Annotated in this window: 22 protein-coding genes and 1 pseudogene; 15 read left to right on the top strand and 8 right to left on the bottom strand. The window is 30.1% G+C overall.

Annotation, left to right across the window (positions count from 1 at the left end):
* Positions 1 to 1,074: a DegT/DnrJ/EryC1/StrS family aminotransferase gene (locus tag AJ885_RS04610; RefSeq protein WP_070209760.1), complete on the bottom strand. Its 1,074-nt coding sequence runs from the start codon at positions 1,072 to 1,074 to the stop codon at positions 1 to 3.
* 114 nt (positions 1,075 to 1,188) lie between these two features.
* On the opposite strand from AJ885_RS04610, the gene alaS reads away from it, so the two are divergent.
* From alaS to AJ885_RS04595, 3 genes are read left to right on the top strand one after another with little or no spacing between them, the layout of a single operon-like run.
* A complete protein-coding gene (alaS, locus tag AJ885_RS04605) occupies positions 1,189 to 3,717 on the top strand; it encodes an alanine--tRNA ligase (protein WP_070280811.1) in 2,529 nt (842 codons plus the stop codon).
* A complete protein-coding gene (gene maf, locus AJ885_RS04600; protein WP_044779938.1) occupies positions 3,717 to 4,268 on the top strand; it encodes a septum formation inhibitor Maf in 552 nt (183 codons plus the stop codon). The genes alaS and maf overlap by 1 nt, the downstream gene beginning before the upstream one ends.
* The gene (locus AJ885_RS04595) at positions 4,265 to 6,196 is read left to right on the top strand and encodes a penicillin-binding protein 1A (protein WP_070209762.1); all 1,932 of its coding nucleotides are present in this window, start codon (positions 4,265 to 4,267) and stop codon (positions 6,194 to 6,196) included. The genes maf and AJ885_RS04595 overlap by 4 nt, the downstream gene beginning before the upstream one ends.
* Before the next feature lie 28 nt (positions 6,197 to 6,224).
* Here AJ885_RS04595 and AJ885_RS04590 read toward each other — a convergent pair whose 3' ends face one another.
* A complete protein-coding gene (locus tag AJ885_RS04590) occupies positions 6,225 to 8,798 on the bottom strand; it encodes an ATP-dependent Clp protease ATP-binding subunit (RefSeq protein ID WP_044794215.1) in 2,574 nt (857 codons plus the stop codon).
* A gap of 111 nt (positions 8,799 to 8,909) precedes the next feature.
* On the bottom strand, positions 8,910 to 9,200 hold the full coding sequence (locus AJ885_RS04585) for a metal-sensing transcriptional repressor (RefSeq protein ID WP_002859054.1): 291 nt from the start codon (positions 9,198 to 9,200) through the stop codon (positions 8,910 to 8,912).
* Positions 9,201 to 9,317: 117 nt separating this feature from the next.
* Here AJ885_RS04585 and AJ885_RS04580 point away from each other — a divergent pair, with 117 nt between their 5' ends.
* From AJ885_RS04580 to AJ885_RS04530, 11 genes and pseudogenes are all read left to right on the top strand, one after another.
* Positions 9,318 to 10,652 (top strand): S41 family peptidase, encoded by a 1,335-nt coding sequence (locus tag AJ885_RS04580; RefSeq protein WP_079860275.1) that lies wholly within the window; start codon positions 9,318 to 9,320, stop codon positions 10,650 to 10,652.
* A 1-nt stretch (position 10,653) separates the two neighbouring features.
* Positions 10,654 to 11,364: a phosphoribosylaminoimidazolesuccinocarboxamide synthase gene (purC, locus tag AJ885_RS04575; RefSeq protein ID WP_002880951.1), complete on the top strand. Its 711-nt coding sequence runs from the start codon at positions 10,654 to 10,656 to the stop codon at positions 11,362 to 11,364.
* Between the two features lie 8 nt (positions 11,365 to 11,372).
* Positions 11,373 to 11,618: a phosphoribosylformylglycinamidine synthase subunit PurS gene (gene purS, locus AJ885_RS04570; protein ID WP_070209764.1), complete on the top strand. Its 246-nt coding sequence runs from the start codon at positions 11,373 to 11,375 to the stop codon at positions 11,616 to 11,618.
* A gap of 1 nt (position 11,619) precedes the next feature.
* A pseudogene (gene purQ, locus AJ885_RS04565) lies at positions 11,620 to 12,292 on the top strand (phosphoribosylformylglycinamidine synthase I).
* A complete protein-coding gene (locus AJ885_RS04560; protein WP_070280807.1) occupies positions 12,264 to 13,460 on the top strand; it encodes an SH3 domain-containing protein in 1,197 nt (398 codons plus the stop codon). The pseudogene purQ and the gene AJ885_RS04560 overlap by 29 nt, the downstream one beginning before the upstream one ends.
* Positions 13,441 to 14,133, top strand: a complete 693-nt coding sequence (locus AJ885_RS04555) for a lysophospholipid acyltransferase family protein (protein ID WP_070209766.1) — start codon at positions 13,441 to 13,443, stop codon at positions 14,131 to 14,133. Before AJ885_RS04560 ends, AJ885_RS04555 begins: the two co-directional genes overlap by 20 nt.
* The gene (crcB, locus tag AJ885_RS04550) at positions 14,127 to 14,495 is read left to right on the top strand and encodes a fluoride efflux transporter CrcB (protein ID WP_070209767.1); all 369 of its coding nucleotides are present in this window, start codon (positions 14,127 to 14,129) and stop codon (positions 14,493 to 14,495) included. The genes AJ885_RS04555 and crcB overlap by 7 nt, the downstream gene beginning before the upstream one ends.
* A gap of 72 nt (positions 14,496 to 14,567) precedes the next feature.
* Complete coding sequence (htpG, locus tag AJ885_RS04545) at positions 14,568 to 16,394, top strand: molecular chaperone HtpG (protein ID WP_070209768.1); 1,827 nt, start codon at positions 14,568 to 14,570, stop codon at positions 16,392 to 16,394.
* Complete coding sequence (locus tag AJ885_RS04540) at positions 16,391 to 16,708, top strand: rhodanese-like domain-containing protein (RefSeq protein ID WP_002861250.1); 318 nt, start codon at positions 16,391 to 16,393, stop codon at positions 16,706 to 16,708. Before htpG ends, AJ885_RS04540 begins: the two co-directional genes overlap by 4 nt.
* Positions 16,708 to 17,142: a hypothetical protein gene (locus AJ885_RS04535; RefSeq protein ID WP_070248437.1), complete on the top strand. Its 435-nt coding sequence runs from the start codon at positions 16,708 to 16,710 to the stop codon at positions 17,140 to 17,142. The genes AJ885_RS04540 and AJ885_RS04535 overlap by 1 nt, the downstream gene beginning before the upstream one ends.
* Positions 17,143 to 17,145: 3 nt before the next feature.
* Positions 17,146 to 18,915: a Na/Pi cotransporter family protein gene (locus tag AJ885_RS04530; RefSeq protein WP_053872542.1), complete on the top strand. Its 1,770-nt coding sequence runs from the start codon at positions 17,146 to 17,148 to the stop codon at positions 18,913 to 18,915.
* Here AJ885_RS04530 and AJ885_RS04525 read toward each other — a convergent pair.
* The 5 genes from AJ885_RS04525 to mltG form a co-directional block, all read right to left on the bottom strand.
* Positions 18,912 to 20,720: a peptidoglycan D,D-transpeptidase FtsI family protein gene (locus AJ885_RS04525; RefSeq protein ID WP_053872541.1), complete on the bottom strand. Its 1,809-nt coding sequence runs from the start codon at positions 20,718 to 20,720 to the stop codon at positions 18,912 to 18,914. The genes AJ885_RS04530 and AJ885_RS04525 overlap by 4 nt on opposite strands.
* A 6-nt stretch (positions 20,721 to 20,726) precedes the next feature.
* Positions 20,727 to 21,023: a flagellar hook-basal body complex protein FliE gene (gene fliE / locus AJ885_RS04520; RefSeq protein ID WP_002856884.1), complete on the bottom strand. Its 297-nt coding sequence runs from the start codon at positions 21,021 to 21,023 to the stop codon at positions 20,727 to 20,729.
* Between the two features lie 6 nt (positions 21,024 to 21,029).
* Positions 21,030 to 21,524, bottom strand: coding sequence for a flagellar basal body rod protein FlgC (gene flgC, locus AJ885_RS04515; protein WP_002855235.1), 495 nt, complete (start codon positions 21,522 to 21,524; stop codon positions 21,030 to 21,032).
* A 9-nt stretch (positions 21,525 to 21,533) separates the two neighbouring features.
* Positions 21,534 to 21,965 carry a flagellar basal body rod protein FlgB gene (gene flgB / locus AJ885_RS04510; RefSeq protein ID WP_070209770.1) on the bottom strand — a complete coding sequence of 144 codons (432 nt, stop codon included), beginning with the start codon at positions 21,963 to 21,965 and terminating at the stop codon, positions 21,534 to 21,536.
* Positions 21,966 to 22,044: 79 nt separating this feature from the next.
* Positions 22,045 to 23,046 carry an endolytic transglycosylase MltG gene (mltG, locus tag AJ885_RS04505; RefSeq protein WP_053872539.1) on the bottom strand — a complete coding sequence of 334 codons (1,002 nt, stop codon included), beginning with the start codon at positions 23,044 to 23,046 and terminating at the stop codon, positions 22,045 to 22,047.
* Between mltG and AJ885_RS04500 the strand changes: the two genes are divergently transcribed.
* Positions 22,961 to 25,531 (top strand): DUF3971 domain-containing protein, encoded by a 2,571-nt coding sequence (locus tag AJ885_RS04500; RefSeq protein WP_070209771.1) that lies wholly within the window; start codon positions 22,961 to 22,963, stop codon positions 25,529 to 25,531. The two genes, mltG and AJ885_RS04500, sit on opposite strands and share 86 nt — an antisense overlap.
* Positions 25,532 to 25,562 lie beyond the last annotated feature (31 nt).

The raw sequence follows: 25,562 nt of genomic DNA, 5'->3' as shown, positions 1-25,562 counted from the left end.
TTAATCTTTAAAAATACAAATAACTTGCTCTTGCTCTTCTTCACTTAAAAAAGGTGAAAAAGGCAAAGATAAGATGTGTTTGCTTGCATATTCTGAATTTTTAAGTTCTAAATTTGAAAACTCACTAAAGCAAGGTTGTTTATGCAAAGGGGTTGGATAGTGTATAGCATAAGGTATATTAGTTTTTTCGAATTTTTGCAATACACTAGCTCTATCTTCAACTAAAACGCTGTATTGCGCATAAGCGCTAAAAGCATTTGGATCAATTTGTGGAATTTGGCAGTTTTTTAAATTTGCATTATAAGTTTGTGCTAATTTTTGTCTTTTGTCTAATTCTTTTTCTAGGTATTTTAACTTAACATTTAAAATCGCCGCTTGCAAGGTGTCAAGGCGTCCATTTATACCTATAAATTCATGTTTATAACGCTGAGTTTGTCCGTGATTGAGTAAAATTCTTATTTTTTTAGCAATTTCATCATCATGGCAAAAAATAGCCCCACCATCGCCATAAGCTCCCAAAGGTTTTGAAGGAAAAAAGCTTGTGCATGAAATTTTAGCTATAGAGCAGGATTTTTCTCCTTTGAAACTTGCGCCAAAACTTTGTGCACCATCTTCGATCAAAGTGATATTTTTATCTTTTAAAATTTCTTCTAAAGCCCTTAAATCACTCATTTGTCCAAACATACTTACTGCTATAACAGCTTTAGTTTTTGGGGTTATTGCTTTTTGCACTGCTTCAAAATCAAGATTGTAATTTGATAAATTTATATCTACAAAAACAGGTTTTGCGCCTGTTAAGGCCACAACTTCAGCTGTTGCTATGAAAGTAAAACTAGGCACTATAACTTCATCATCTTTGCCAATATCTAAGGCTCTTAAGGCAAGATATAAAGCACTGGTTCCACTTGAACAACCTATAGCGTGTTTAACACCTAAAAAATGAGATAAATTTTGCTCAAATTCGTTAAGCTTTGCACCGCCTATAAAAGAAGAGCTTGATAAAACACTTTCAATTTCAGTATTGATTTCATCTTTGTATGCGAGATATTGGGCTTGAAGATTGATAAAATTCATAAAAAACCTTAGAGAAATAAAATTAAATAAAAATGTTTATTGTATTTTAGTTTTACTTAATTTAAAGTAATTTTGGTATGATATGTTTTTATAAAAATTTCTTTAGGAAAATTCATGGATATTAGAAAAGCTTATTTGGATTTTTTTGCATCAAAAGGACATGAGATAACCCCGTCAAGTCCTTTAGTTCCTGATGATGCAACTTTACTTTTTACTAATGCGGGTATGGTGCCTTTTAAAAGTATATTTACAGGAGAAATTCCACGCCCAAACCCTCCACGCAAAACAAGCTGTCAAACTTGTATAAGAGCGGGTGGAAAACACAATGACTTAGATAATGTAGGATATACCGCACGCCATCATACTTTTTTTGAAATGCTTGGAAATTTTAGCTTTGGAGATTATTTTAAAGAACAAGCCATAGCTTATGCTTGGGAATTTGTAACTGAAGTTTTAAAACTACCTAAAGACAGACTTTATGTAACCGTGCATGAAAACGATGATGAAGCTTTTAATCTATGGCAAAAACACATCCAAAAAGAAAGAATTTACAAATTTGGTGATAAAGATAATTTCTGGCAAATGGGCGATACTGGTCCTTGTGGTCCTTGTAGTGAGATTTTTTATGACCAAGGACAAGAGCATTTTAACTCAAGCGAAGATTATATGGGTGGAGATGGAGATAGATTTTTAGAAATCTGGAATCTTGTTTTTATGCAATACGAAAGAAGCGCTGATGGAGTGCTTAGCCCACTGCCAAAGCCAAGTATTGATACAGGAATGGGGCTTGAAAGGGTAACAGCGATTAAAGAAGGTAAATTTAGCAATTTTGATAGCTCGCTTTTTATGCCAATCATCAATGAAATTTCAAAACTTTGTAATAAAACTTATGTTTATGAAAGTGGAGCAAGTTTTAGAGTAATAGCCGATCATATAAGATCAAGTGTATTTTTACTTGCGCAAGGGGTAAGTTTTGACAAAGAAGGCAGAGGCTATGTTTTGCGTCGTATTTTGCGTCGTGCTTTAAGGCATGGATATTTGCTAGGTTTTAAACAAGCTTTTATGTATAAACTAGTTGATGTTGTATGCGATTTAATGGGTGGACATTATACCTATCTTAATGAGAAAAAAGACTTTATAAAAGAACAAATTCGCCTTGAAGAGGAAAGATTTTTAAGCACTATAGAAAATGGAATTGAAATTTTTAATGAAGAGCTTAAAAACACCAAAGAAATTTTTAGCGGAGAAGTAGCCTTTAAGCTTTATGATACTTATGGTTTTCCGCTTGATTTAACGGCTGATATGCTAAGGGAAAAAAACCTCAAAGTTGATGAAGAAAAATTTGAACTTTTAATGAATGAGCAAAAAGCACGCGCTAAGGCTTCTTGGAAAGGAAGTGGAGATAAAACTGCAAGCGGAGATTTTAAAAACTTGCTTGAAAAATTTGGAGAAAATCATTTCATAGGTTATGAAAAAGCAGAATGCGAAAGTAAAATTTTAGCCCTTTTAGATGAAGATTTTAAAGAAGTTTCTACCCTTAAAGATGCGGGTTGGGTGATGCTTGAAAACACACCTTTTTATGCGACAAGTGGGGGGCAAAGTGCTGATAGTGGGTTTATAGCTAAGTGTGAAGTTTTAGATACGCAAAAGTTTTTTAATCTCAATCTTAGCTTTGTAAAAGCAGGTGAAGAACTAAAAGTTGGCGATACGGTTCATGCAAAAATCGATACAGAAAAAAGAGAGCAAATCGCACGCCACCACTCAGCTACTCATCTTTTGCACCATGCTTTAAGAGAAATTTTAGGTTCTCATGTAAGCCAAGCAGGATCTTTGGTTGAAAGCAATAAACTAAGATTTGATTTTACTCATCATAAAGCTTTAAGCAAAGAAGAGCTAGAAAGCATTGAAAAAAGAGTGAATGAAATGATTATAAACTCAAGTGAAGCTATATTAGAAAATATGCCTTTAGAAGAAGCTAAAAAAAGCGGTGCCATAGCATTGTTTAATGAAAAATATCAAGGCAATGTGCGTGTTTTAACTCTAGGTGAAAGCAAGGAACTTTGCGGAGGAACTCATGTTAAAAATACTGCTCAAATAGGAAGTTTTTACATAGTTAAAGAAAGTGGTGTGAGTGCTGGAGTTAGACGCATTGAAGCTGTGGTTTCTAAAGCGGCTTTAGAATTTGTAAAAAATCAACTTGAAGAACTTTCTAAAGCAAAAAATGAGCTTAAAAATAATGATATTTTAAGCGGGATTAAGAAACTTAAAAATGAAATTTTAAGTTTAAAAAATGAGCTTAAAAACTCAAGTAAAACCGAGCTTGATTCTAAAAATATCCAAGGTGTTGAAATTTGCGTAAAGCGTATAGATAATGGCGATATTAAAGCTATGATTGATGATTTTAAAAACAAATTTGCTAAAGCGGTGATTTTACTTATCCAAGTAAAAGATGAAAAAATCACTTTAGCAGCTGGTGTTAAAGATGCGCCTTTAAAAGCAGGAGCTTTAGTTAAAGAAGCGGCGCAAATTTTAGGTGGAAATGGTGGCGGAAGAGATGATTTTGCTACTGCAGGTGGAAAAGATTTAAACAAAATTGATGAAGCTTTAAAACAAAGCTTAGAAACGATAGAAAAAGCACTTTAATGTTAATTCTTGCTTCAAGTTCCATTTCAAGGGTTAACTTGCTTAAAACCGCAAAGATTGATTTTAGGCAAGTTAGTTTTGATTATGATGAAAATTTAAATAAAAATATTTCACCTTTTTTATATGTTCAAAAAATAGTTCTTGAAAAAGAAAAACAATTTTTAAGTGCTTTAGGCAAAGATTTTCAAAACCAAAATTTACTTTTTGCAGATAGTATAGTTTGTATAGATGAAAAAATTCTTACCAAAGCAAAGGATAAAAAAGAAGCCTATGAAATGCTTGCCTTGCAAAATGGCAAGTATGCAAGTATTTTATCGGCTTTTTTGCTTGTAAAACCTGAAAAAAGAGTTTTTTCTCTTTCAAAAACTACGCTTTATTTTAAAAATTTTGATGAAAATGCTTTAAGAGATTATGTAGAAAATGATCTTTATAAAGGCAAGGCGGGTTGTATTATGTGTGAGGGTTTTCATCAAAATTTCATCACCCAACAAGTAGGAAATCTAAGCACTGCTTTAGGGCTTGATATCCAAACTTTAAAGGCTTATTTATGAAAATATTAAAATATATTTTTTCATTTTTTACTCTTTTGTTTATAGCTGGATTTATTTATGTGGCTTATCTTTTCACAAGTGCTGATACTGAGGGTTATACTTTTAAAGAATACAAACCTCCTCTTACAACACAAATTTACGATAGAAATGGCAAGCTCGTGGCTAATATTTTTGAACAACATCGTTTTTACGCTCCTTATGAAGAGCTTCCTCCACGCCTTATAGAAGCTTTGGTTGCTATAGAAGATACAAGCTTTTTTGAACATAATGGAGTTAATATCGATGCCATTTTTAGAGCTGCTGTAAAAATCATAAAAAGCGGTGGAAAAACCATGGAAGGAGCTTCCACTCTTACCCAGCAATTTATTAAAAATACGGAATTAACCCCTGAAAGAACTATTACGCGTAAAATTCGCGAAGCTTTGCTTGCTTATAAAATGGAAACCATTTTAACTAAAGAGCAAATTTTAGAAAGATATTTAAATTTTATCTTTTTTGGACATGGGTATTATGGAGTAAAAACCGCAGCTTTGGGGTATTTTCATAAAAATTTAAATGAATTAAGCCTTAAAGAGATTGCTATGCTAGTAGGTATGCCAAAAGCACCTAGCAGTTATGATCCTACAAAGCATTTAGATCTTTCCATTTCAAGAGCAAATAATGTTATTTCAAGAATGTATAATCTAGGTTGGATTTCAAAAGCAGATTATGATACGGCCATCAAAGAAATTCCGCAAGTTTATGATGATACGCTTACTCAAAATACTGCTCCTTATGTCGTAGATGAAGTGATTAAACAATTAAGCCCTAATATCAAAGACTTAAAAACAGGTGGATATAAAATCATTTTAAATATAGACTTAGATGTTCAAAATATGGCGCAGAATGCTTTGAAATTTGGTTATGATGAGATAGTAAAACGCGATAAAGATGCAAATTTAAGCACTTTAAACGGAGCCATGGTCGTGGTAAATCATCAAAGTGGTGATGTTTTAGCTTTGGTAGGTGGGGTTGATTATGAAAAAAGTAATTATAACCGCGCTACTCAAAGTATGCGTCAACCTGGAAGCTCTTTTAAACCTTTTGTGTATCAAGTGGCGATTAATTTAGGATATTCGCCTATGAGTGAAATTGCTGATATTTCTAGAATTTTTGAAGGTGGAGCGGGTAATAATGAGGATTGGAAACCTAAAAATGAAGGGGGTAAATTTTTAGGTTTAATTACCTTAAAAGAAGCTTTAACAAGATCAAGAAATTTAGCTACCATTAATCTCGCACTTGATATGGGGCTTGATGTTCTTTACTCTAAACTAATGGAATTTGGATTTAAAGATATACCGCCTAATTTATCAATCGTATTGGGAAGTTTTGGTATTTCTCCTTTGGAGTATTCGAAATTTTATACCATGTTTGGGAACTATGGTATAATTAAAGATCCTCAAATTATCAGACAAGTTCAGGATAAAACCGGTAAAACCATCATGGAATTTAACTCAAATGAGCGTAAAGTCAGCGATGAAGCGCAAAGTTTTCTGGTTTTAGATATGATGAGAAATGTTGTTGAAAAAGGCACAGGGCGTAATGCAAGAGTAAAAGATATAGAAATAGCAGGAAAAACAGGAACAACGAATAAAAGTGTTGATGCTTGGTTTTGTGGACTTACGCCTGAAATAGAAGCAATCATTTGGTATGGAAATGATAACAACAAGCCTATGCGTTATACAGAAGGTGGCGCTAGAACGGCTGCTCCTGTGTTTAGAGAATTTTTAACTCAATATATAGAAAAATTCCCTGATACAACTAGAAAATTTAGCATTCCTAATGGAGTTTATCGTGGAAATTATAAAGGAGAAAGTGCTTATTATACCACCAAATCACCATTACCAAAAGTAAATATGAAATTTAATGAAAGTGAGATTATATTTTGAAAGTAGTTCCTTTCTACTTTCAAAATGATTAAGCTTTTTTGATGATTATTTCATCATCTTTTGCATCAATGATAATGCTATCATTTTCATGAAGTTCATCAGCAAGTATCATATCGCTTAATTTATCTTCTATAAGATCATAAATAGCTCTTCTTAAAGGTCTAGCACCAAAATCAGGATCAAAACCATCTTTAGCGATTAAAAGGGCTGCATTTTCGCTTAAACTTGCTTTTATCCCCTTGTTTTCTAAGCTCATTTGTAAATCTTTAAATAAAAGCTTGACTATTTCATAAGCTTCATCTTTTCCAAGTGGATTAAAGGTGATAATATCATCTAAGCGGTTTAAAAACTCAGGTTTAAAGAAATTTTTTAACTCATTTTTTACCGCATCTTCTTGTTCTTTTCCACTTAAATTCATAATAGCACTTGAGGCGATATTAGAAGTTAAAATGATAATGGTATTTTTAAAATCCACTGTTACACCTTTGCTATCGGTTGCTCTACCATCATCTAAAATCCCTAAAAGCACATTAAATACATCTTTATGTGCTTTTTCAACTTCATCAAACAAAAGCACGCTATAAGGTTTTCTTCGTACAGCTTCAGTAAGCTCTCCACCTTCTTCATGCCCTATGTATCCTGGAGGCGCACCTAAGAGTCTTGAAACACTATGTTTTTCCATAAATTCACTCATATCAAAGCGAATCATTGCTTTTTCATCATCAAATAAAAATTTCGCCAAAGCTTTAGCTGATTGTGTTTTTCCTACCCCTGTTGGCCCTAAAAATAAAAAGCTTCCTATAGGTTTATTGTCCGCATTAAGTCCTGCTTTGTTGCGTTTAATGGCTCTAGCTAAAGCACTTAAGGCCTTATCTTGTCCTATGACACTTTCTTTTAAATGTTTTTCCACTTCTAAGAATTTTTGTTTTTCAGAGGTTAGCATTTTTTGCACGCTAATACCTGTCCATTTGCTTAAAATTCCAGCAACCAAATCCTCATCTACTTGATTTTTAAGTAAAACTCCATTTTCGCTCATTTTTTTCCATTTATCTTCTAAAATTTCTACTTCTTTTTCAAGACTTGGAATTTTTCCATATTCTAGCTCGGCTGCTTTTTGAAATTCACCTCTAGCTTTAGCTAAAGAAGCTTCATTTTTAAGTAGATCAATTTCTTTTTTCTTAGTGCTTATATCATCAAAAACACTTTTTTCATTTTCAAACTGTGAATTTAGGGCATTTTGTTTTTCTTTTAAATTAGCTAGTTCTTTTGTGATTTCATCGAGTCTTTTTTGATTTTTCTCATCATTTTCCATTTTTAAAGCTTCATTTTCAACTTCTAAAGTTTCTATATCTTTGCGTACTTTTCTTAAAGAACTTGGTTCACTTTCAATTTGCATTTTCAGTTCAGCTGCAGCTTCATCGATTAAATCAATGGCTTTATCAGGTAAAAAACGATCTGCTATATAACGCTTTGAAAGTTTAGCTGCGGCTACTAAAGCGCTATCATTTATAGTTACATTATGATGAATTTCAAGCTTTTCTTTTATACCCCTTAACATAGCCAAAGCCTCATTAACACTTGGCTCACCTACATTTACAGGCTGAAAACGGCGCTGCAAGGCTGCATCTTTTTCAAAATATTTACGATATTCTTTTAAAGTAGTTGCGCCTATGGTATGGAGTTCACCTCTTGCAAGAGCGGGTTTTAAAATATTTGCCGCATCCATACTGCCTTCACTCGCTCCAGCACCTACTATAGTGTGAATTTCATCGATAAAAAGAATGATATTTTCACTTTTTATCACTTCATTAACCACAGCTTTTAATCTATCTTCAAATTCTCCTCTGTATTTTGCACCTGCAATTAAAGCACTCATATCAAGAGCGATGACTTTTTTATTTTGTAAAGATTTTGGAACATCTTTTTTGATAATTCTTTGTGCTAAAGCTTCTACTATAGCTGTTTTTCCTACGCCTGGTTCACCTAAAAGTATAGGGTTGTTTTTGGTTTTGCGTATTAAAATTTGCATCAAACGTTCGATTTCTTCTTCTCTGCCTATAACAGGATCAAGTTTACCCTCACTTGCTTTTAAGGTTAAATCTATACCAAATTTATTTAAGCTGTCTAAGGTTTCATCGCTTGTTTTGCTATCGATTTTTCGTCCCGCTCTTAGACTTTCAAGCTCTTTTTGAAATTCTCTTAAATCTAAAAATTGCGCCAAAATTTCTTTAATAGGACTTTTTTGACTTTCACTTATAAGCCAAGTATCCACACTTAAATAACTATCTCCATTAGCACTCATCAATCCTTTAGCATTTTCTAATGAATTTATAAGTTCATTGGAAAAGCGTATATTTTCACGGCTTACATTTGAACTCGTTGCAAGTTTTGAAATTCTGCTTTTAATTTCAAGCTCTAAGGCTTCTTTAGAAATATTTAATTTATTTAAAATTTGATTTAAAATACTTGTACTATCTACGCTTAAAGCCCATAAAAGGTGCAAAGATACGACTTCGGTATTTTTAGAATGTATAGCTAAAGATGCTGCACTTTCAAGGTTTGAAAGCATATTATCAGTTAAAAAATCTTGTATATTTGCCATGTTTTATCCTTTATTTAGTTTATATACTTGACATTATATAACTTTAGTCATATAATGTCAAGTTAATTGAGTAAAATTTTTTAAATAATAGGACAAATGACTAATTTTAGACTATTTCATAAACATATCTATAGCCTTGTTTAATTCTTCTATGCTTTGAATATCATTTTCTTCTATAGCATGTACCATACAATGAGCTAAATGTTCTTTTAAAACTACTTTTGCGGTATTGTTAACTTCGGCTTTTACGGCAGCAAGCTGGATTAAAATTTCACTACAGTCTTTGTCATTTTCAACCATTCTTTTAATAGCACTTAAATGCCCTATGGTTCTACTTAGACGATTGCAAACTGCTTTAAGATGTTTTTGAGAATGTGTATGAGTATGTTTTTCTTGGCACATTGTATTAACTTTCTTTTTGGAATTTTTAGTCTATTTTAACATATTTTTAAGAATTTAAATTTATTTACGAAGTTTTAAGTAATTTTTATTAAAATTTACTCTTTAAACTAAAACTCAATAATGGAGCTTATTTTGAAAACAAAACGATTTTTTGCAGGTCTTGCAGGCTTTGTCACTACTTTTATTTTATGTCTATTTTTAACGAGTCATTTACAAGCTAAAGTTGATCAAAAAGAAGAGCAGGTTCAAAAACGCCTAGAAGCTTTAGATAAGCTTACAAAAACTCTTGCCATAGTAGAGCAATATTATGTGGATGATCAAAATATCAGCGATTTGGTGGATAAATCTTTATCAGGGCTTTTAAGCAATCTTGATGCGCATTCTTCTTTTTTAAATGAAAAAGATTTTAATGATATGAAAATTCAAACCAATGGTGAATTTGGTGGCCTTGGTATAACCGTAGGTATGAAAGATGGTGCTTTAACAGTTGTTTCTCCTATAGAAGGAACACCAGCAGATAAAGCAGGGATAAAATCAGGAGATATTATTTTAAAAATTAATGATGAGGCCACTTTGGGAATTAATCTCAATGATGCTGTGGATAAAATGCGTGGTAAGCCAAAAACTCAAATCACTTTAACCATCTTTAGAAAAGGTGCAACAAAACCTTTTGATGTTACACTTACAAGAGAAATTATTAAGATAGAAAGTGTTTATGCAAAAATGATAGAAAATGAAAACATTCTTTATCTTAGAGTTACAAATTTTGATAAAAATGTTGTAGATGTGGCAAGTAAAGAACTTAAAAAATATCCTAATGTTAAAGGGGTTATTTTAGATCTTAGAAATAATCCTGGTGGACTTTTAAATCAAGCCATAGGACTTGTAAATTTATTTGTAGATAAAGGTGTTATTGTTTCTCAAAAAGGACGCATCGCAAGTGAAAATCAAGAATATAAAGCCGATCCTAAAAACAAAATTTCTAATGCTTCTTTGGTTGTGCTTGTAAATGGTGGAAGTGCTAGTGCAAGTGAAATCGTAAGTGGAGCTTTACAAGATCTTAAACGCGGTGTTATTGTGGGTGAAAATACTTTTGGAAAAGGTAGTGTTCAACAAATCATACCTATTAATAAAACTGAAGCTTTAAGGCTTACTATTGCAAGATATTATCTTCCAAGCGGCCGTACTATTCAAGCAGTGGGTGTAAAACCTGATATTGAAGTTTTTCCAGGTAAAGTAAATACTCAAGAAGATGGTTTTTTTATAAAAGAAAGCGACTTAAAACAACATTTAGAAAGTGAGCTTGAAAAAATAGATAAAAATAAAAAAGAAGATAAACAAGAAAATAAAGACAATAAAAATCTAATCAGTCAAAAACAAATCAATGATGACGCACAGTTAAAATCAGCTATTGATACTATTAAAATTTTAAATATCAAACAAGGACAATAAAATGACAAAAAAAGAAATGCTCTACGAAGGAAAAGGTAAAAAACTTTTCAAAACTGATGATGAAAATTTACTAATTAGTGAGTTTAAAGATGATTTAACTGCTTTTAATGCAGAAAAAAGAGGCAATGAAAGTGGAAAAGGCGCATTAAACTGTAAAATCAGTACTGAAATTTTTCATTTGCTTGAAAAAAATGGGATTAAAACCCATTTGGTAGAAACTATAAGCGATACAGAACAAGTGGTTAAAAAATGTAAAATTGTTCCTATTGAAGTTATAGTACGCAATGTTGCAACAGGTTCTCTTACAAAAAGACTGGGCATTAAAGATGGCACTGTACTACCTTTTGCTTTGGTGGAATTTTGTCTTAAAGATGATGCCTTAGGCGATCCTTTTATCAATGATGAGCATTGTTTGATTTTAAATTTAGTGCAAAATGAAGCTCAAATTAGTGAAATTAAAAATATAGCTAGAAAGATTAACTCTATTTTAACTCCATTTTTTGACAATAAGAATTTAAGGCTGATTGACTTTAAAATCGAATTGGGTTTAACTAAAGATAATGAGCTTGTTTTAGCTGATGAAATAAGTCCTGATAGTTGTAGATTTTGGGATAAATTTAGTAATGAAAAATTAGACAAAGATAGATTTCGTCAAGATCTAGGTAATGTAAAAATGGCTTATGAAGAAGTTTTAAAAAGAATATTAAATTAAGGAAAAATATGGAAGTTATTGTAAATATTTCTTTAAAAAATGGGGTTTTAGATCCACAGGGCAAAGCGGTGGAAAAAGCTTTGCATTCTTTAAATTTTAATAGCATAAAAGAAGTAAAAATAGCAAAACAAATCAAAATTTCTCTTGATGAGAAAGATGAAAAATTAGCCAAAGAACAAGTCAAAAAAATGTGTGAAGAGTTGTTGGTAAATAGCGTCATTGAAGATTATGAGCTTATAATTGAGAAAGAGTAAAATGAAAGTTGCTATTATTAGATTTCCAGGGACAAATTGTGAATTTGATACAGCTTATGCCTTTGAAAAACTTGGAGTAAAAACGCAGATTGTTTGGCATGAAGAAAAAGAATTTGATGCAGATTTAGTTGTTTTGCCAGGCGGATTTTCTTATGGAGATTATCTAAGATGTGCAGCTATTGCAAAACTTGCTCCTGTTATGCAAGGTGTTTTTAATCATGCAAAAAAGGGAGGATATATCTTAGGTATTTGCAATGGTTTTCAAATTTTACTTGAAAGCGGTCTTTTAAAAGGTGCAATGAAGCATAACAACAATCTTAGCTTTATCTCAAAAAACCAAAATTTAAGAGTAGTTTCTAATGATAATGCCTTTTTGAAAAATTTCAAAAAAGATGAAATTATTAATTTGCCAATTGCCCATGGAGAGGGAAATTATTACGCTGATGAGGCTACTTTAAAAGAATTGCAAGATAAAAATCTTATTACTCTAAAATACGAGTCAAATCCAAATGGTTCTGTATTTGATATCGCAGGAATTTGTGATGAAAACAAAAAAATCTTTGGACTCATGCCACATCCTGAGCGTGCTTGTGAAAAAGTTCTAGGTAATGATCTAGGTTTGAAAATGCTTAAAGGCTTTTTATTTTGAAAATTTTATTAACTTTAGTTTTTAGTGTTGTTGTATTGTTCGGCAGAGGTGAAATTTCTGTATTTAGCGGTCAAGATGAAAATATGCAAAAAGAATTACAAAAATTACCCCAAGAAGAACAAAAAATTTATCAAAATATTCTGCCAAGCGATGAAAATAATGACTTTGAAAGCAATGTAGATGATCCTTTTATAGCTAAAGGGAGTTTGGTTCTTACAAATGATGAATATCCAAGTAGGGTATATGTTGGAGAAGTTTTTCCTATTACGATCTATGCTCGCACTACGGAAAATACAAAATTTGATTTTAACATAAGCGTAGAAAAAACTAATTTATCTTTTTTAAATCCAGATGCAAAATGGGAATTTATCAATAACGAATATAAAACAACTTTATGGTTTGAAGCTAAAAATTCAAATGCTAGTTTGAGTAAAATTTCTATCAAACTTCTTAGAAATAATGAAGCTTTTCAAGAGGCTGATATCAATCTTAATCCTATCAAATTTGAAAATACTTTATCCAATAAAGATTTTTCACACCTTGTGGCAAGTTCTTTGGAAATTAAAAAAGTTAAAGCGAGTTATTTTGATGATGCTAATATCATTATGATGGTAGAACTAAACGCAACCAATACAAATCTTAAAAGCTTTTTTATAGAAGGAATTCAAAAGCAAGGCATTGAAAATTTAAAAGGGGATTTTAATGCTTCTAGTGCTTTTTATTATGCTATTTTGCCATTAAGTAAAACAAATTTTGAATTTTCGTATTTCAATAAGGACAGTAAAAAGCTTGAAAATATAAATTTAAAACTAAAAATTAGTGACGATGAGATCAGCACTCAGAGTGATTTAAATCCTGTAAATAAAGACTTAAATATTTATAAACAATATACCTTATGGTTTTTAGCGGTTTTATTTGGAGCTTTATTTGTATGGAGAAAAAATTACATTATTCTGGCTTTGGCAGTTGTTTGTTTTGCGCTTAGTTTTCTTGTAGATACCAATACTCAAAATGCAATTATCAAGGCTGGTTCTAGGGCTAAAATTTTACCTACAGAGCCTTCAACTTATTTTTATACGGCAAATGCAGATGAAAAAGTAGAAGTTTTAGGCAAAAGACAAAATTATATTAAAGTACTGTTTTCTGATGGAAAAATAGGTTGGGTTAATAAAGATGATTTACAAAAAAATTAAAGCTCTTTATTTTTGGATTTTTTTTGTTTTAAGTGTTGCTTTGGTGGTTTTTTGTTTTTACTTTACAAAATCTCAAAACACACTTTGGAAAATCCGCAAAATTTGGGCTAAATTTCAAAGATATACCATCTCTTATAAACAAGAAATCATTGGTACTTTTAATCCACAAGCTCAGATGATTTTAATGAATCATCAAAGTGCTTTAGATATTATCGCTTTAGAAGAATTATATCCTAAAAATTTATGCTGGATTGCCAAAAAAGAATTAGGAGAAATTCCTATTTTCAAAGTTGCTATGAAAAAACCAAAACTTCTTTGTATAGATAGAAAAAATCCGCGTGATTTGGTACGAGTTTTAAAAGAAGCAAAAGAAAGAATTAGCGAAGATAGGGTTTTGGCTATTTTTCCAGAAGGAACTAGATCTAAAAATGAAAAAATGCTTAAATTTCAAAGTGGAGCAAAAATTTTAAGTGAAAAATTAAATCTTAAAGTTCAGCCTATTTTAATTGTGGATTCTGCAAAAATTTTAGACACAAAAAGTTTTAGTGCAAGCAGTGGAGTGCTTAAAATCATTTGCATGGATTTAGTCGATACAAATAATGACAAATGGCTTGAAAACACTAGAAAAAAAATGCAAGAATTACTCGATCAAGAAAGAGCTAAGCTTTGCTAAATACCCTTTTAGTTGTTGGTTTTGGGGGATTTATAGGAGCAATATTAAGAATGCTTTCTATTAATTTAGTGAATAAATTTTTTCCTTATTCTATCAACCTTGGAACTCTTTTTGTTAATGTTTTGGGTTCTTTTATCATAGGACTTTTGTTTTCTTATGTACAAAATAAAGGTTTATCTCCTTTACTTAAAAGCTTTATAAGTACAGGTTTTTTAGGAGCTTTTACAACTTTTTCTACTTTTTCTTATCAAAATTTACTTCTTTTGCAAAGTGGAAATTATCTTCATTTTGCGTTAAATATTATCTTAAATGTCTTTCTTTGCTTATTTGCCGCATGGCTTGGTTTTATAATTTTCAAATAAATCTTTAAATTTACTTTAGAATTTGTATTTTTTGCTAAAATACCACTTTAAAAAATTACAAAGGAGATTAAAATGCAATTTCAAACCGAAGTAAATCAGCTTTTACAGCTTATGATACACTCTTTATATTCTAATAAAGAAATTTTTTTAAGAGAACTTATTTCAAACGCAAGCGACGCTTTAGATAAGCTTAATTTTTTGAGCGTAAGTGATGATAAATATAAAAGTTTAAAATTCGAACCTAAAATTGAAATCAAAATTGACAAAGATAAAAAAACTTTAAGCATTAGTGATAATGGTATAGGTATGGATAAAGATGATCTTATCAACAACCTTGGAACCATAGCAAAAAGCGGTACTAAAAGCTTTTTAGAAAATTTGAGCGGTGATGCTAAAAAAGATTCTCAACTCATAGGACAATTTGGAGTAGGTTTTTATTCTGCTTTTATGGTGGCTAGTAAAATCGAAGTTTTAAGTAAAAAAGCTTTAGATGATAAAGCTTATCTTTGGAGTTCTGATGCAAATGGTTATGAGATTGATGACGCAAGCAAAGAAGAACAAGGTACAAGCATTACTTTATACTTAAAAGATGATGAGTTTGCTAATACTTATAAAATCGAAAGCATTATAGAAAAATATTCTAATCATATTCAATTTCCAATTTTCATGGAAAAAGAAGAATTTACTCCTGCTAAAGAAGGCGAAGAAGAAGGGAAAACTGAACTTAAAATTTCTCAAATCAATAAAGCCAATGCTTTATGGAGAATGCAAAAATCAAGCCTTAAAGCAGAAGATTATGAAAGATTTTATGAGCAAAATTTTCATGATTCAAACAAACCTTTACTTTATCTTCACACTAAAAGTGAAGGAAAATTAGAATACAATTCTTTATTTTTTATACCACAAAATGCACCTTTTGATTTATTCCGTGTGGATTATCAAAGTGGCTTAAAACTTTATGTAAAACGCGTATTTATCAGCGATGACGATAAAGAACTTTTACCAACTTATTTGCGTTTTGTGCGTGGGATTATCGATGTAGAAGATTTACCACTTAATGTAAGCCGTGAAATTTTGCAAGAAAATCAAATTTTAAAAGGTGTTAAAGAAGCTAGCGTTAAAAAGATTTTAGGTGAACTTGAAAAACTAAAAAACAATGATAAAGAAAAATACTTATCTTTCTTTAAAACCTTTGGTAAAGTATTAAAAGAAGGACTTTATGGTTTTGGCGGAGAAAAAGATAGTCTTTTAAAACTCATGCTTTATAAAAGCACTAAAGGTGAAAATTTACGCTCTTTAGAGGAGTATAAAAATGACCTTCAAGGCGAACAAAAGGAAATTTTTTATATAGCAGGAAATAATGAAAGTTTATTAAGAACTTCTCCTTTACTTGAAGAGTATAAACAAAAAAATATAGAAGTTTTACTCATGGACGATGAGATTGATTCTTTAGTAACTCCTATGCTAGAATTTGAAGGTTTGAAATTTGTAGCCATCAATCAAGTAGAAGATAAAAATGAACTAAGCGATGAGGAAAAAAATACTTTTGCTCCACTTGTAGCTAAATTTAAAGAACTTCTAAAAGATCAAGTTGAAGATGTAAGACTAACCAGTCGTTTAAAAGATAGCCCAAGTTGTATAGTTTATGATAAAAATAAACCTGATTTTGCTATGCAGCAACTCTTAAAACAAATGGGTCAAGAGCAAAATTTCAAACCTATTTTAGAAATCAATCCAAAACACGCTATTTTTACAGGTCTTAAAAACAACGAAACCTTTAGCGCAGATATAGCAACCCTAGTTTTAAATATGGCAAAACTAAGCGAAGGTATGGGCGTGGATAATCCTGCTGAATTTAATGCAAGCCTTACAAAAATCATCAACAAGGCTTTTTCATGATAGAAAATATCCCTGCAAGTCTTTGGACAAAGCAAGATTTAAACGCATATCAAATTTTTGATGTGCGCACTCCTTTAGAATGGGAAGAAGGTATTTTACCTAATGCGCAATGTGTGGCTTTATATGATAATAAAGGGCTTTTAAATGCTAAATTTTTAGATGAATTTCAAAGTAAAAGAGATGAAAATAAAAAACTTGCTTTTATTTGTCGTAGTGGTCATAGAAGCATGGTTGCAGCTGAATTTATAGCCGAAAAATTGGGACTTGAAAGCATTAATTTAGATGGTGGCATGCTAGCCCTTAAGGGTTATTAATGCTAGGAATTTATTTACTCATAGCAGCTTTGTCTTTTTTAGCTCTTTATTTTGCTGTTAAAAAGCTTACTTTAAATATAGATGAGCGAACTCTTTTAGAGCCTATTAAAATGGATATTTATCCGAAATTTTGTGATTTAATCGATGAAAAAATCAGAGAATTTAAAGAAAATATCCAAAATACTAATTTAGCATTAAAAATTTCTTATCAAAAAGATGAATTTTTAGAAAAAATTGGGGATTTAAGCAGGGAGCTGACTTTCATACAAACCATGAATTTGAGTAATAAAAACGATAGTATTTGGCAAAATGAACTTTTTTCTTTTTTAAAAGAATTAGAAAATTTATTGCTTGAGTATCTAGAAAAAGGCGAAGAAGAAGCTGAAAATTTGAGGGAATTTCTGATGAATGAATTTGAAAAATTAAAAGGTTAGGTATTGCAAGAGGAAAGAAATTCTTTAAAATATTTTAAATTTATTTCATGGAGCATTTTTGCTTTAGTTCTGATTTTTATTTTAATTCGTTATGACGAGCTTGCCAATCTTTTAGCAGGAGTGGCAATACTTCTTATTGGAATGACTAATTTAGGTATAGGTTTTAAAGCTTTTAGTGGTGGTTTGCTTGAAAAAATTTTAGCAAAGTCAACTGATACAAAGATAAAAAGTATACTTTTTGGTACTTTAAGTACTTTAATTATGCAATCTTCAACTTTAGTTTCTATTATTACGATTTCTTTTTTGAGTGCAGGGCTTATTTCTTTAGGTGCGGGCATAGGGATTATTTTTGGAGCAAATTTAGGAAATACGGCAAGTTCTTGGCTGATTGTTGGTTTGACAAATATTAAAATTTCAATGTTAGCTATCCCACTTTTGATTATTGGAGTATTATTTTTCTTTCAAAAAGATAGTGTATTAAAGGGTTTGGGTAATATTTTTATTGGTATAGGATTTTTCTTTTTGGGTGTGGATTATATTAAAAGTGGTTTTGAAAATTTTAAACATATAATTGATCTTTCTCGCTTTGATTTTGCTGGTTTTAAAGGAGTTTTTGTTTTTTTAGGATTAGGTGCTTTGCTTACAGGAGTTATACAATCAAGCACAGCTACAATGGCTATTATTGTTGCTGCTTTACTTGCTGGACAAATCAGTTTGGAAAATTCCTTAGCAGCAAATTTAGGTACTAGTGTTGGAGGGGTTGTAACGGCTGTTTTAGCTTCTTTAAGTACCAATATTGAAGGAAAGAAATTAGCGTTTGCAAATTGTATTTTTAATTTTGGTATAGCTTTTTTAATAGTGCTTATTTTTCCTTATTTTATACATTTTCTTAATTTTTTATCCATTATATTAAACATAGAAGATATAGCTTTGAAAGTAGCATTATTTCACACTTTGTTTAATTTAATTGGTGTTGTGCTTTTTTCATTCTTTACTCCTCAAATTGTTCTTTTTTTAAATAAGATAGTAAAAGCTCCTAAAGATAAGAATAAAGACAAGCCTTTATATCTTGATAGTAGTTTGGTTAAGTTTAGTGACACAGCCATCGAAGCTTTAAGGAAAGAAAGCGAGCATCTTTATAACAATACCTATGCAATTGTTGCTCATGCTATAGGTTTTAGTCGTAAAGATATACAAAGTGATAAAAGTTTTAAAGAAATTTTAGAAAATAAAAGGTGGTTTAGTAAAAATGTGGATTTGGACTATTTGTATCAAACTAGGATAAAGGTTCTTTTTGAAGCTATTATTGATTTTTCAACTAAAGCACAAGTTTATATTAACGATGAAACAAAGAATCATAAAATTTTTACCTTTAAGATGGCAGCTAAAAATTTAGTCGAAACAACTAAAAATTTAAAAATTATCCAAGCAAATATTAAGAAATATTCTAGTTCTTCTAATGAATTTTTGGCTTTAGAGTATAATAAAATTAGATCGAATTTAGGAGAGCTTTTAAGAAGTATCGAAGAGCTTAGAGTGGTTGAAGATCGTGAAAAGCTTTATTTGATTATTAAAAATCTTCAAAAAGGAAAAGAAATTTTAAAAGAAATCGATACTTTAACCTTGAGCAATGTTGAACATCTTATTTCAGTAAGAAAAATCACAACAGCTGAAGGAATTTCAATACTTAATGATACAACTTTTGCTGCTAAGATTGCTGAAGAACTTATAGGTGCTGTTGAGGTGATATTTTCTAAAGATATATCAAACTAGTTGTTTGTGTTAGTTTGGTTATTGTCTTGTATAGGCGTTAGAAATTCTTCATTGATTAAAATATCAACAACATCTTTAAACATAGGCAAAGCACTTTGTGCAGCATAATAACTATAGGGTTTAGTAGGATGTCTTACGAGAACTCCTATGGTATAGGCGTGATTTAAATCATTTGCAAAACCAAAAAAGGATGCATTGTAGCGATTTGAGGTGTAACCTTGTCTTTCGGCTATTCTTGCCGTTCCTGTTTTACCTCCTGCAATAATACCTTGTGTAATTGCCTTTTTTCCTGTTCCTTTTTCTATAACATTTATAAGAACATTTTGCATCGTTTTAGTGGCTTCGCTAGAAAGAATTTTTTCTTTTTTTACATCATTATCAAGATTTGTAAAGCGTCCATTTTGATAGAATTTTTCAGCTAAACGCGGTGTGATATAAAACCCATCATTGTTGAAAACATTATAAGCTGCAAGGAGTTGTATAAAGGTTGTTTTAAGTCCATAACCATAACTTAAAACAGATTTTTCTATATCTCTTAAGCGCTTAGGATTTGGAATTTCTCCTTTTTGTTCATAGGGTAGGTCAATACCACTTTTTTCGCCAAATTTAAATATTTTAAGTCCTGATACGATTTCTATATTGTTAAGTCTTTTAGCAATTTGTATCATGCCTATATTTGAAGAATATCTTATAACTTCCTCCATAGTCATTTTGTCCATTTTGTGATCGTCTTTGATGGTGAAACGTCCTAGCTTATAAGAACCGCCATAAGTATTAATTACTTCATCCATTTTTATTTTACCAAGTCTTAAGGCTGTTGTAAAGATAAAAGGTTTTATAACAGAACCTGCTTCATAGCCGTATTCTATAGCACTTGCATTAAGAACTGATAGATCTTTTCCACGATTTTGCGGGTCATAGCGCCTTGAGCTTGCTAAAGCTAAAATTCTTCCTGTTTTGCTTTCCATTACCCCAACGATGATTTCATTGGCTTTTAAATCCTCATTTCTTTGATCTATGGCTTTTTCTATGCTTTTTTGTAGTTTCAAAGAAAGATTTAAATATAAATCACAACCATTGATCTTTTTTTGTTGTAGTGAATTTAGATTTAAAATAATATTTCCACCTATATCTTTAAGTCCTTGAATTTTTTCATTTTGAACAGGACTTAGACATTCATCGTAGTATTTTTCTAAACCTTTAACTCCTATATTTTTTAAAATTCCACTTTCTGGATCTAATATCATTTTAGTATAACCGATAATAGGAGTAAAAGAATCTTTTGACATGTAAATTCTATCTTCTTCATGTTCGATGATATTTAATCCTCTTGTTTCAACTCTTCCAGAATTATTTGTAAAAGCTTTGAAAAAGCCTTGTATATAAAGTTTTTTAGCAAGGTCTTTAAGGTAGCTTGCTTGCTTGGAATCTAAGTTTTGTAAAAGAACAAAATTATAAGAACGTTTTTTTTGATTTTGCATTCTTTTTTTAATATCTGCTACTTGATCGTTACTTATCCCACTATAAATTTGAAAAAGCTTTAAAAATAGATCAAATTTATCTTTGTTAATACTTCTAAGATCAATTTCAGCGCGATAAATTTGTTTAGAACTTGTGATAGTAAAATTATCTTTAGTTATAATCGATCCTCTTAGAGCAAGAGCGTATTGATCTTTTTCAGTGTTAGGTATATGACGTTTTGATGTAAGAAAAAAAGTAGAGCTGATAAAAATAATCATAAACAAAAGTGCCATGCAGTAGGCAAAGGCAACTTTTGAAACCCTATTTTTTTTATATTCTTGCATTAGGGTTTAAATTTGAGTTCTTGTGATTTCTTTATAAGCACTGATCGCTTTATTTCTTACTTCTAGCATAAATTTCATACTGCTTTCAGCTTTAGTGATAGCTATAGCTGCTTGATGCAGATCTTTTACTTGTCCTGTGGCAATGTCTGTCATTGCAGCTTCTCCACTTTCTTGTGCTTTATTTAAATCATCGATTTCATTTTTAAGCATCTTGGCAAATTCATCACCAATTCCTGTGGAATTTTGACTTTTGTTGGTATTTGAAATATTATTATTTAATCTTAAATCATTAATATTGTTCATTTTTTATTATCCTCTTAATAAATCAATCGCACTTTGAGCTATAGTTTTTGCACTTGTAAAAGCACTTACATTCGCTTGATAAGCTCTTGTAGCTTCAATCAAATCTGCCATTTCAATAACAGGATTTACATTTGGATACGCTACATAACCTTCAGCATTTGCATCAGGATGGCTTGGATCATACTTCATGCGAAAATCTTTGTCATCTCTGACCACTTTATCCACTACAACACTTTGAATAGCAGGTTTAGCTTCTTCTGGCGAACTTGGATCATTTAAAGGATTTTCATATTTTAAAAAATTATTATCTTTGTTAATTTGCTCATTTAAAAGCTTATCAAAATCTGTTGCTTTAAAGATCACTTCGCGTCTTCTATAAGGCCCACCCTCAGCTGTTCTTGTAGTGTTTGCATTAGCTATATTAGAGCTAATAACATTCATTCTAAAACGTTGAGCACTTAAACCATAACCACTAATATCAAAATCACTTAAGTATGCCATAATTTACCTTTAACTTAATTTAGAGCTTGCATCAAGTATAGAACTAAAGATATTGCTTTGTCTTCTTAAAACTCCATCAAGAGCTGTTATCATAATTGTATTTTTACTCATTTCTGTGGTTTCCACATCTAGATCAACAGTATTTGCATCATTTCTTGCTAAATGTCCGTCTCTTAAGTAAATAGTAGATTTACTAGGATCTGGAAATTTCCAAGGTTTTTGATGTCCTTCTTCAGTTACAGCTAATTGCAATTCTTTATTATCATTTTTTTTAAAAATTTCATTTGCACGACTTACCAAAGCTGTTTCAAATTCAATATCTCTTGCTTTATAAAAAGGAGTATCAACATTTGCAAGATTGGCATTGATGAGTTGATTTCTTAGATTTCTACCCGCTAAAGCACCAGTAACTAGTTCTTTTGATTTAAATGGGTTGATCATTTTTTATCCTTTTTATAATTTTTAATATTAGCAAGCAAATACTGTTCCAATTTAACTATTTTGTATAAAAATATCAAAATTATTTTCCTTTTTGTAAATTTATGGCTTTATTGTGATCATCTATATTTGTGCTAAAAATATGAACTCCAGTATTTTTATCACGCACAAAATATAAATAATCTGTCTTTAAAGGAAAAATAGCTGCGCGAATAGCAGCTAAAGAAACATTACAAACCGCTTCTTTAGGCAATCCTGTAAATTTATAGGTATTATAAGAACTATTATCTTGTCTTATTCTTTGTGGGGTAACTTTTACATGGGAATAAATTCCATAATTTAAAGTTCCATCCATTTGAAGCTTCATACCTTTTTTAAGTCGATTGTAAATTACGCTTGCAACTATAGGCATTTCATTTTCGTTAGCAGCTTCTTTTTGTATTACAGAAGCGATGATGATATATTGGTGCCATTTTTTTGGATTATAATCCCCAAAAATTTTCTCAGAAGTTTTTTTATTGGAAATTTCAGCATGGTTTAAAAGCATTTGAATGAGTAGATTTTCCGTAATGCCTTTTGGAATTTTATAAGTTTCTGGTAAAAAAACTCCTTCATCATAAGGAGCTTGAGCTTGAAATTCTTTTAAAAGTATATCTTTATCAAGTTCAAGTTGTTTGGCTGCTTGTTCTAAAAAGATTACACTTGTTTCCCCTGGGATAAGAGTAATGGTTTGAAGTGCTGCTTTAGCAATAGTGAGTTTATGTAGAAATTCAGCTCTATTTAAATCTTTTGTACCTATGTTGATCCAGCCTGATTGAGGGTGTCCTAAAAAAAATAAAATATATTTATCAATACTACTCATCTGATATTTATTTTGCTTTAAATATGTTATAATTTGAGAAATTGAACCTTGGGGAATAAATACCACAGAATTGCTTTTTAAAGGCTGAGTTAGATAATAAAAAATCCCCAAAATAAATATCAAAAAGAAGTTGCGTATGAAAAAGAAAATTTTATATATTGTTGTATTTTTTGTTGTGCTTATATTAGCTTTGTTTATAGTGCTTAAAAATGGGATTGTCATCTCTAGTATCCAATTTGATTTTTTAAAATTAGAACAATTATATATTAAATTAGATAAAAAATTAATTGTACGAGCAAAAAATATCACTATAAATGAGACTCAAAATTCCGAAATTTCATCACAAACTCACTCTTCTGATAATGCTTCAACAGAGATTTTAAAAATAACAAAAAATTTAAAATATCTATATACTTTTGTTGAAGAGATTGATATACAAAATTTAAATATAAAAGATAATCATGTGCGTATTTTATTTAAAGATAATGAATTTTTTATAGATAATGATTTATTGTTTTTAAAATTAACATTACAGCGTCAAAATAAAGAACTTATAGCTGGTATTAAAAAACTTTTATTAAAAGATTATGATTTAAATATTGATGGAAATTTAAGTATCAATACTAAGAGCGAGTTTTATTATTTTCAAGGTAGAGCAACTGGAGAATTGCTTGACTTTAACGCAAGTATCTCTTACAAAGATAAAAATTTAGCTTATAAAATAGAAGATTTAAATATTAGAAATATTACGGAAATTTTTAAAAGAGTTAATAAAAGAATAGAACTTCCACAGAGTTTAAATCTTTGGATGGCATATAGGGCTAAGGGAGAATTTTATCATTTAGATTATTTGCAGGGCTTTATAGATTTTACTAAAAATAATTATTATTTAGACAATATTAGCGCATCAGGTTATGTTAATAATGTCAAAGTTCGTTTGGATGATAAAATGAATGCTATTGAAATTCCAAAACTCGATTTAAATTTAAACAAACAAAAGCTTGATTTTGTCTTTAATAAAGCTTTCTATAATGGTGCTGATTTAAGTTCTAGTAAGGTTTATCTATATGATTTGTTTGATGAAAAAAAAGCTGGGATTTATTTGCGCATTAAGTCTAATAATCTAAAATTTGACGAAAAACTTGCTAAAGCTTTGGAAGATTATCATTTTTCATTACCTTTTTATCAAAAAAGCGGAAAAATTAAAAGTGATTTAGAGCTTAAAATTGATTTTCATGATAAGGGTGAAATTTTTTATAGTGGTATTTTAGCTTTAGAGAATGCTAGTATTTCTTTGGCTGATTTTAATATTGCAAAAGCATTTGTCAAATTAAATCAAAATAATTTAAATATAGAAAATGCTAGTGTTAAAAATGGCTTTTTAGAGGCTGATTTTAATGCTAAATTTGACTTACAAAAACAGCAAGGAAATTTCAATACTCAGATTTCAAGGCTTTATTTTGACAATGGGAAGCTTTTAGATTTAAAAAATCAAAATGTAGAAGTAAAATTAGATTATTCGCAAAATGTTAACATTAGCATTCCTCAGTGGAATTTGATTTTAAATTTTAAAGATGGACTTGAGGCTAATCTTAGTAATCCTAAGATTTTATTTTCATTTTCTCCATTGCTTAAAAAGTTTGGGTTTATCGATGCTAAAAATGTTTATTATAAAACTTTAAATTTCGAAGATTTTAATGCAAGCGTTAATGATGCTTATTTTAAAAATAATTTACTTATCAACGGTCAAACTCCTTATGAAAATGATAGCTTTGATATTGTAAAAAATAAAGGCGTTATGGAAATTCATACTCAAAGTGATACAGCAAGTGCTAAAATAAGTTCTGATAATAAAGAAATTCATTTGAAAAATTTAAGTTATATTTATAGAAAAGATTCCAACTCTTCAAATTCAACATTTGATATTTCTACTAATACCCAAAATATTAGTTTTGGTGGAGCAAATGTAGCTTTAATTTTGCCAGATTCTAATAAAACTTTGGCTTTTGATAGGGTAGAGGCTGATTTAAAAGGCAATGCTTTGGATCTTAAAGGTTCTAGAGGAAATGCAAAATTTGATCTTTATTATTCTTCTAATGATTTAAATTTAAACGTTAGCAATATTGATGATAATTATTTAAATGAGTTTTTACAAAAACAAGCTGTTCAAGATGGAGTGTTTAACTTAAGTATAAAAGGAAGTGGATTGGAGTATTTTGACGGACAGATCGATTTTAAAAACACTTATGTGAAGGATTTAAAAGGTGTAAATCAGCTTATTTCCTTTATTGATACTGTACCAAGTTTATTGATGTTTAAATCTCCAACTTTTAATCAAAAAGGTTTAAGCCTACATGATGGAAAGATTATTTTTAATAGAAAAAAAGATCTTTTAAGAGTTTCAGCTATTAATTTAAACGGCGATAGTGTAGATATATATGGTTTAGGATCAGCAAATTTAAGATTAAATACAGTGGATTTTAGTTTAGAGCTTAAAACTTTAAAATCAGCTTCAGAAGCTATATCCAAGGTTCCAATTTTAAATTATGTAATTTTAGGTAAAAATCAAGAAATTAGCACAAACTTAAAAATAGATGGAAGTATAGATGACCCTAAATTTCATACCGAAATTTTAACAGATACCCTAAAAACCCCTTTTAATCTTATTAAAAATATCATACAACTTCCTGCTAATTTACTTAATTAAAAATATTTAAAGTTTGTTTGAAAACTAAAAC

The sequence above is a fragment of the Campylobacter sp. BCW_6464 genome, assembly GCF_001762775.1.
Lineage (GTDB): Bacteria > Campylobacterota > Campylobacteria > Campylobacterales > Campylobacteraceae > Campylobacter_D > Campylobacter_D jejuni.
The sequence above is the reverse complement of the archived record's forward strand: the minus strand, read 5'-3'. Positions and strand labels throughout refer to the sequence as shown.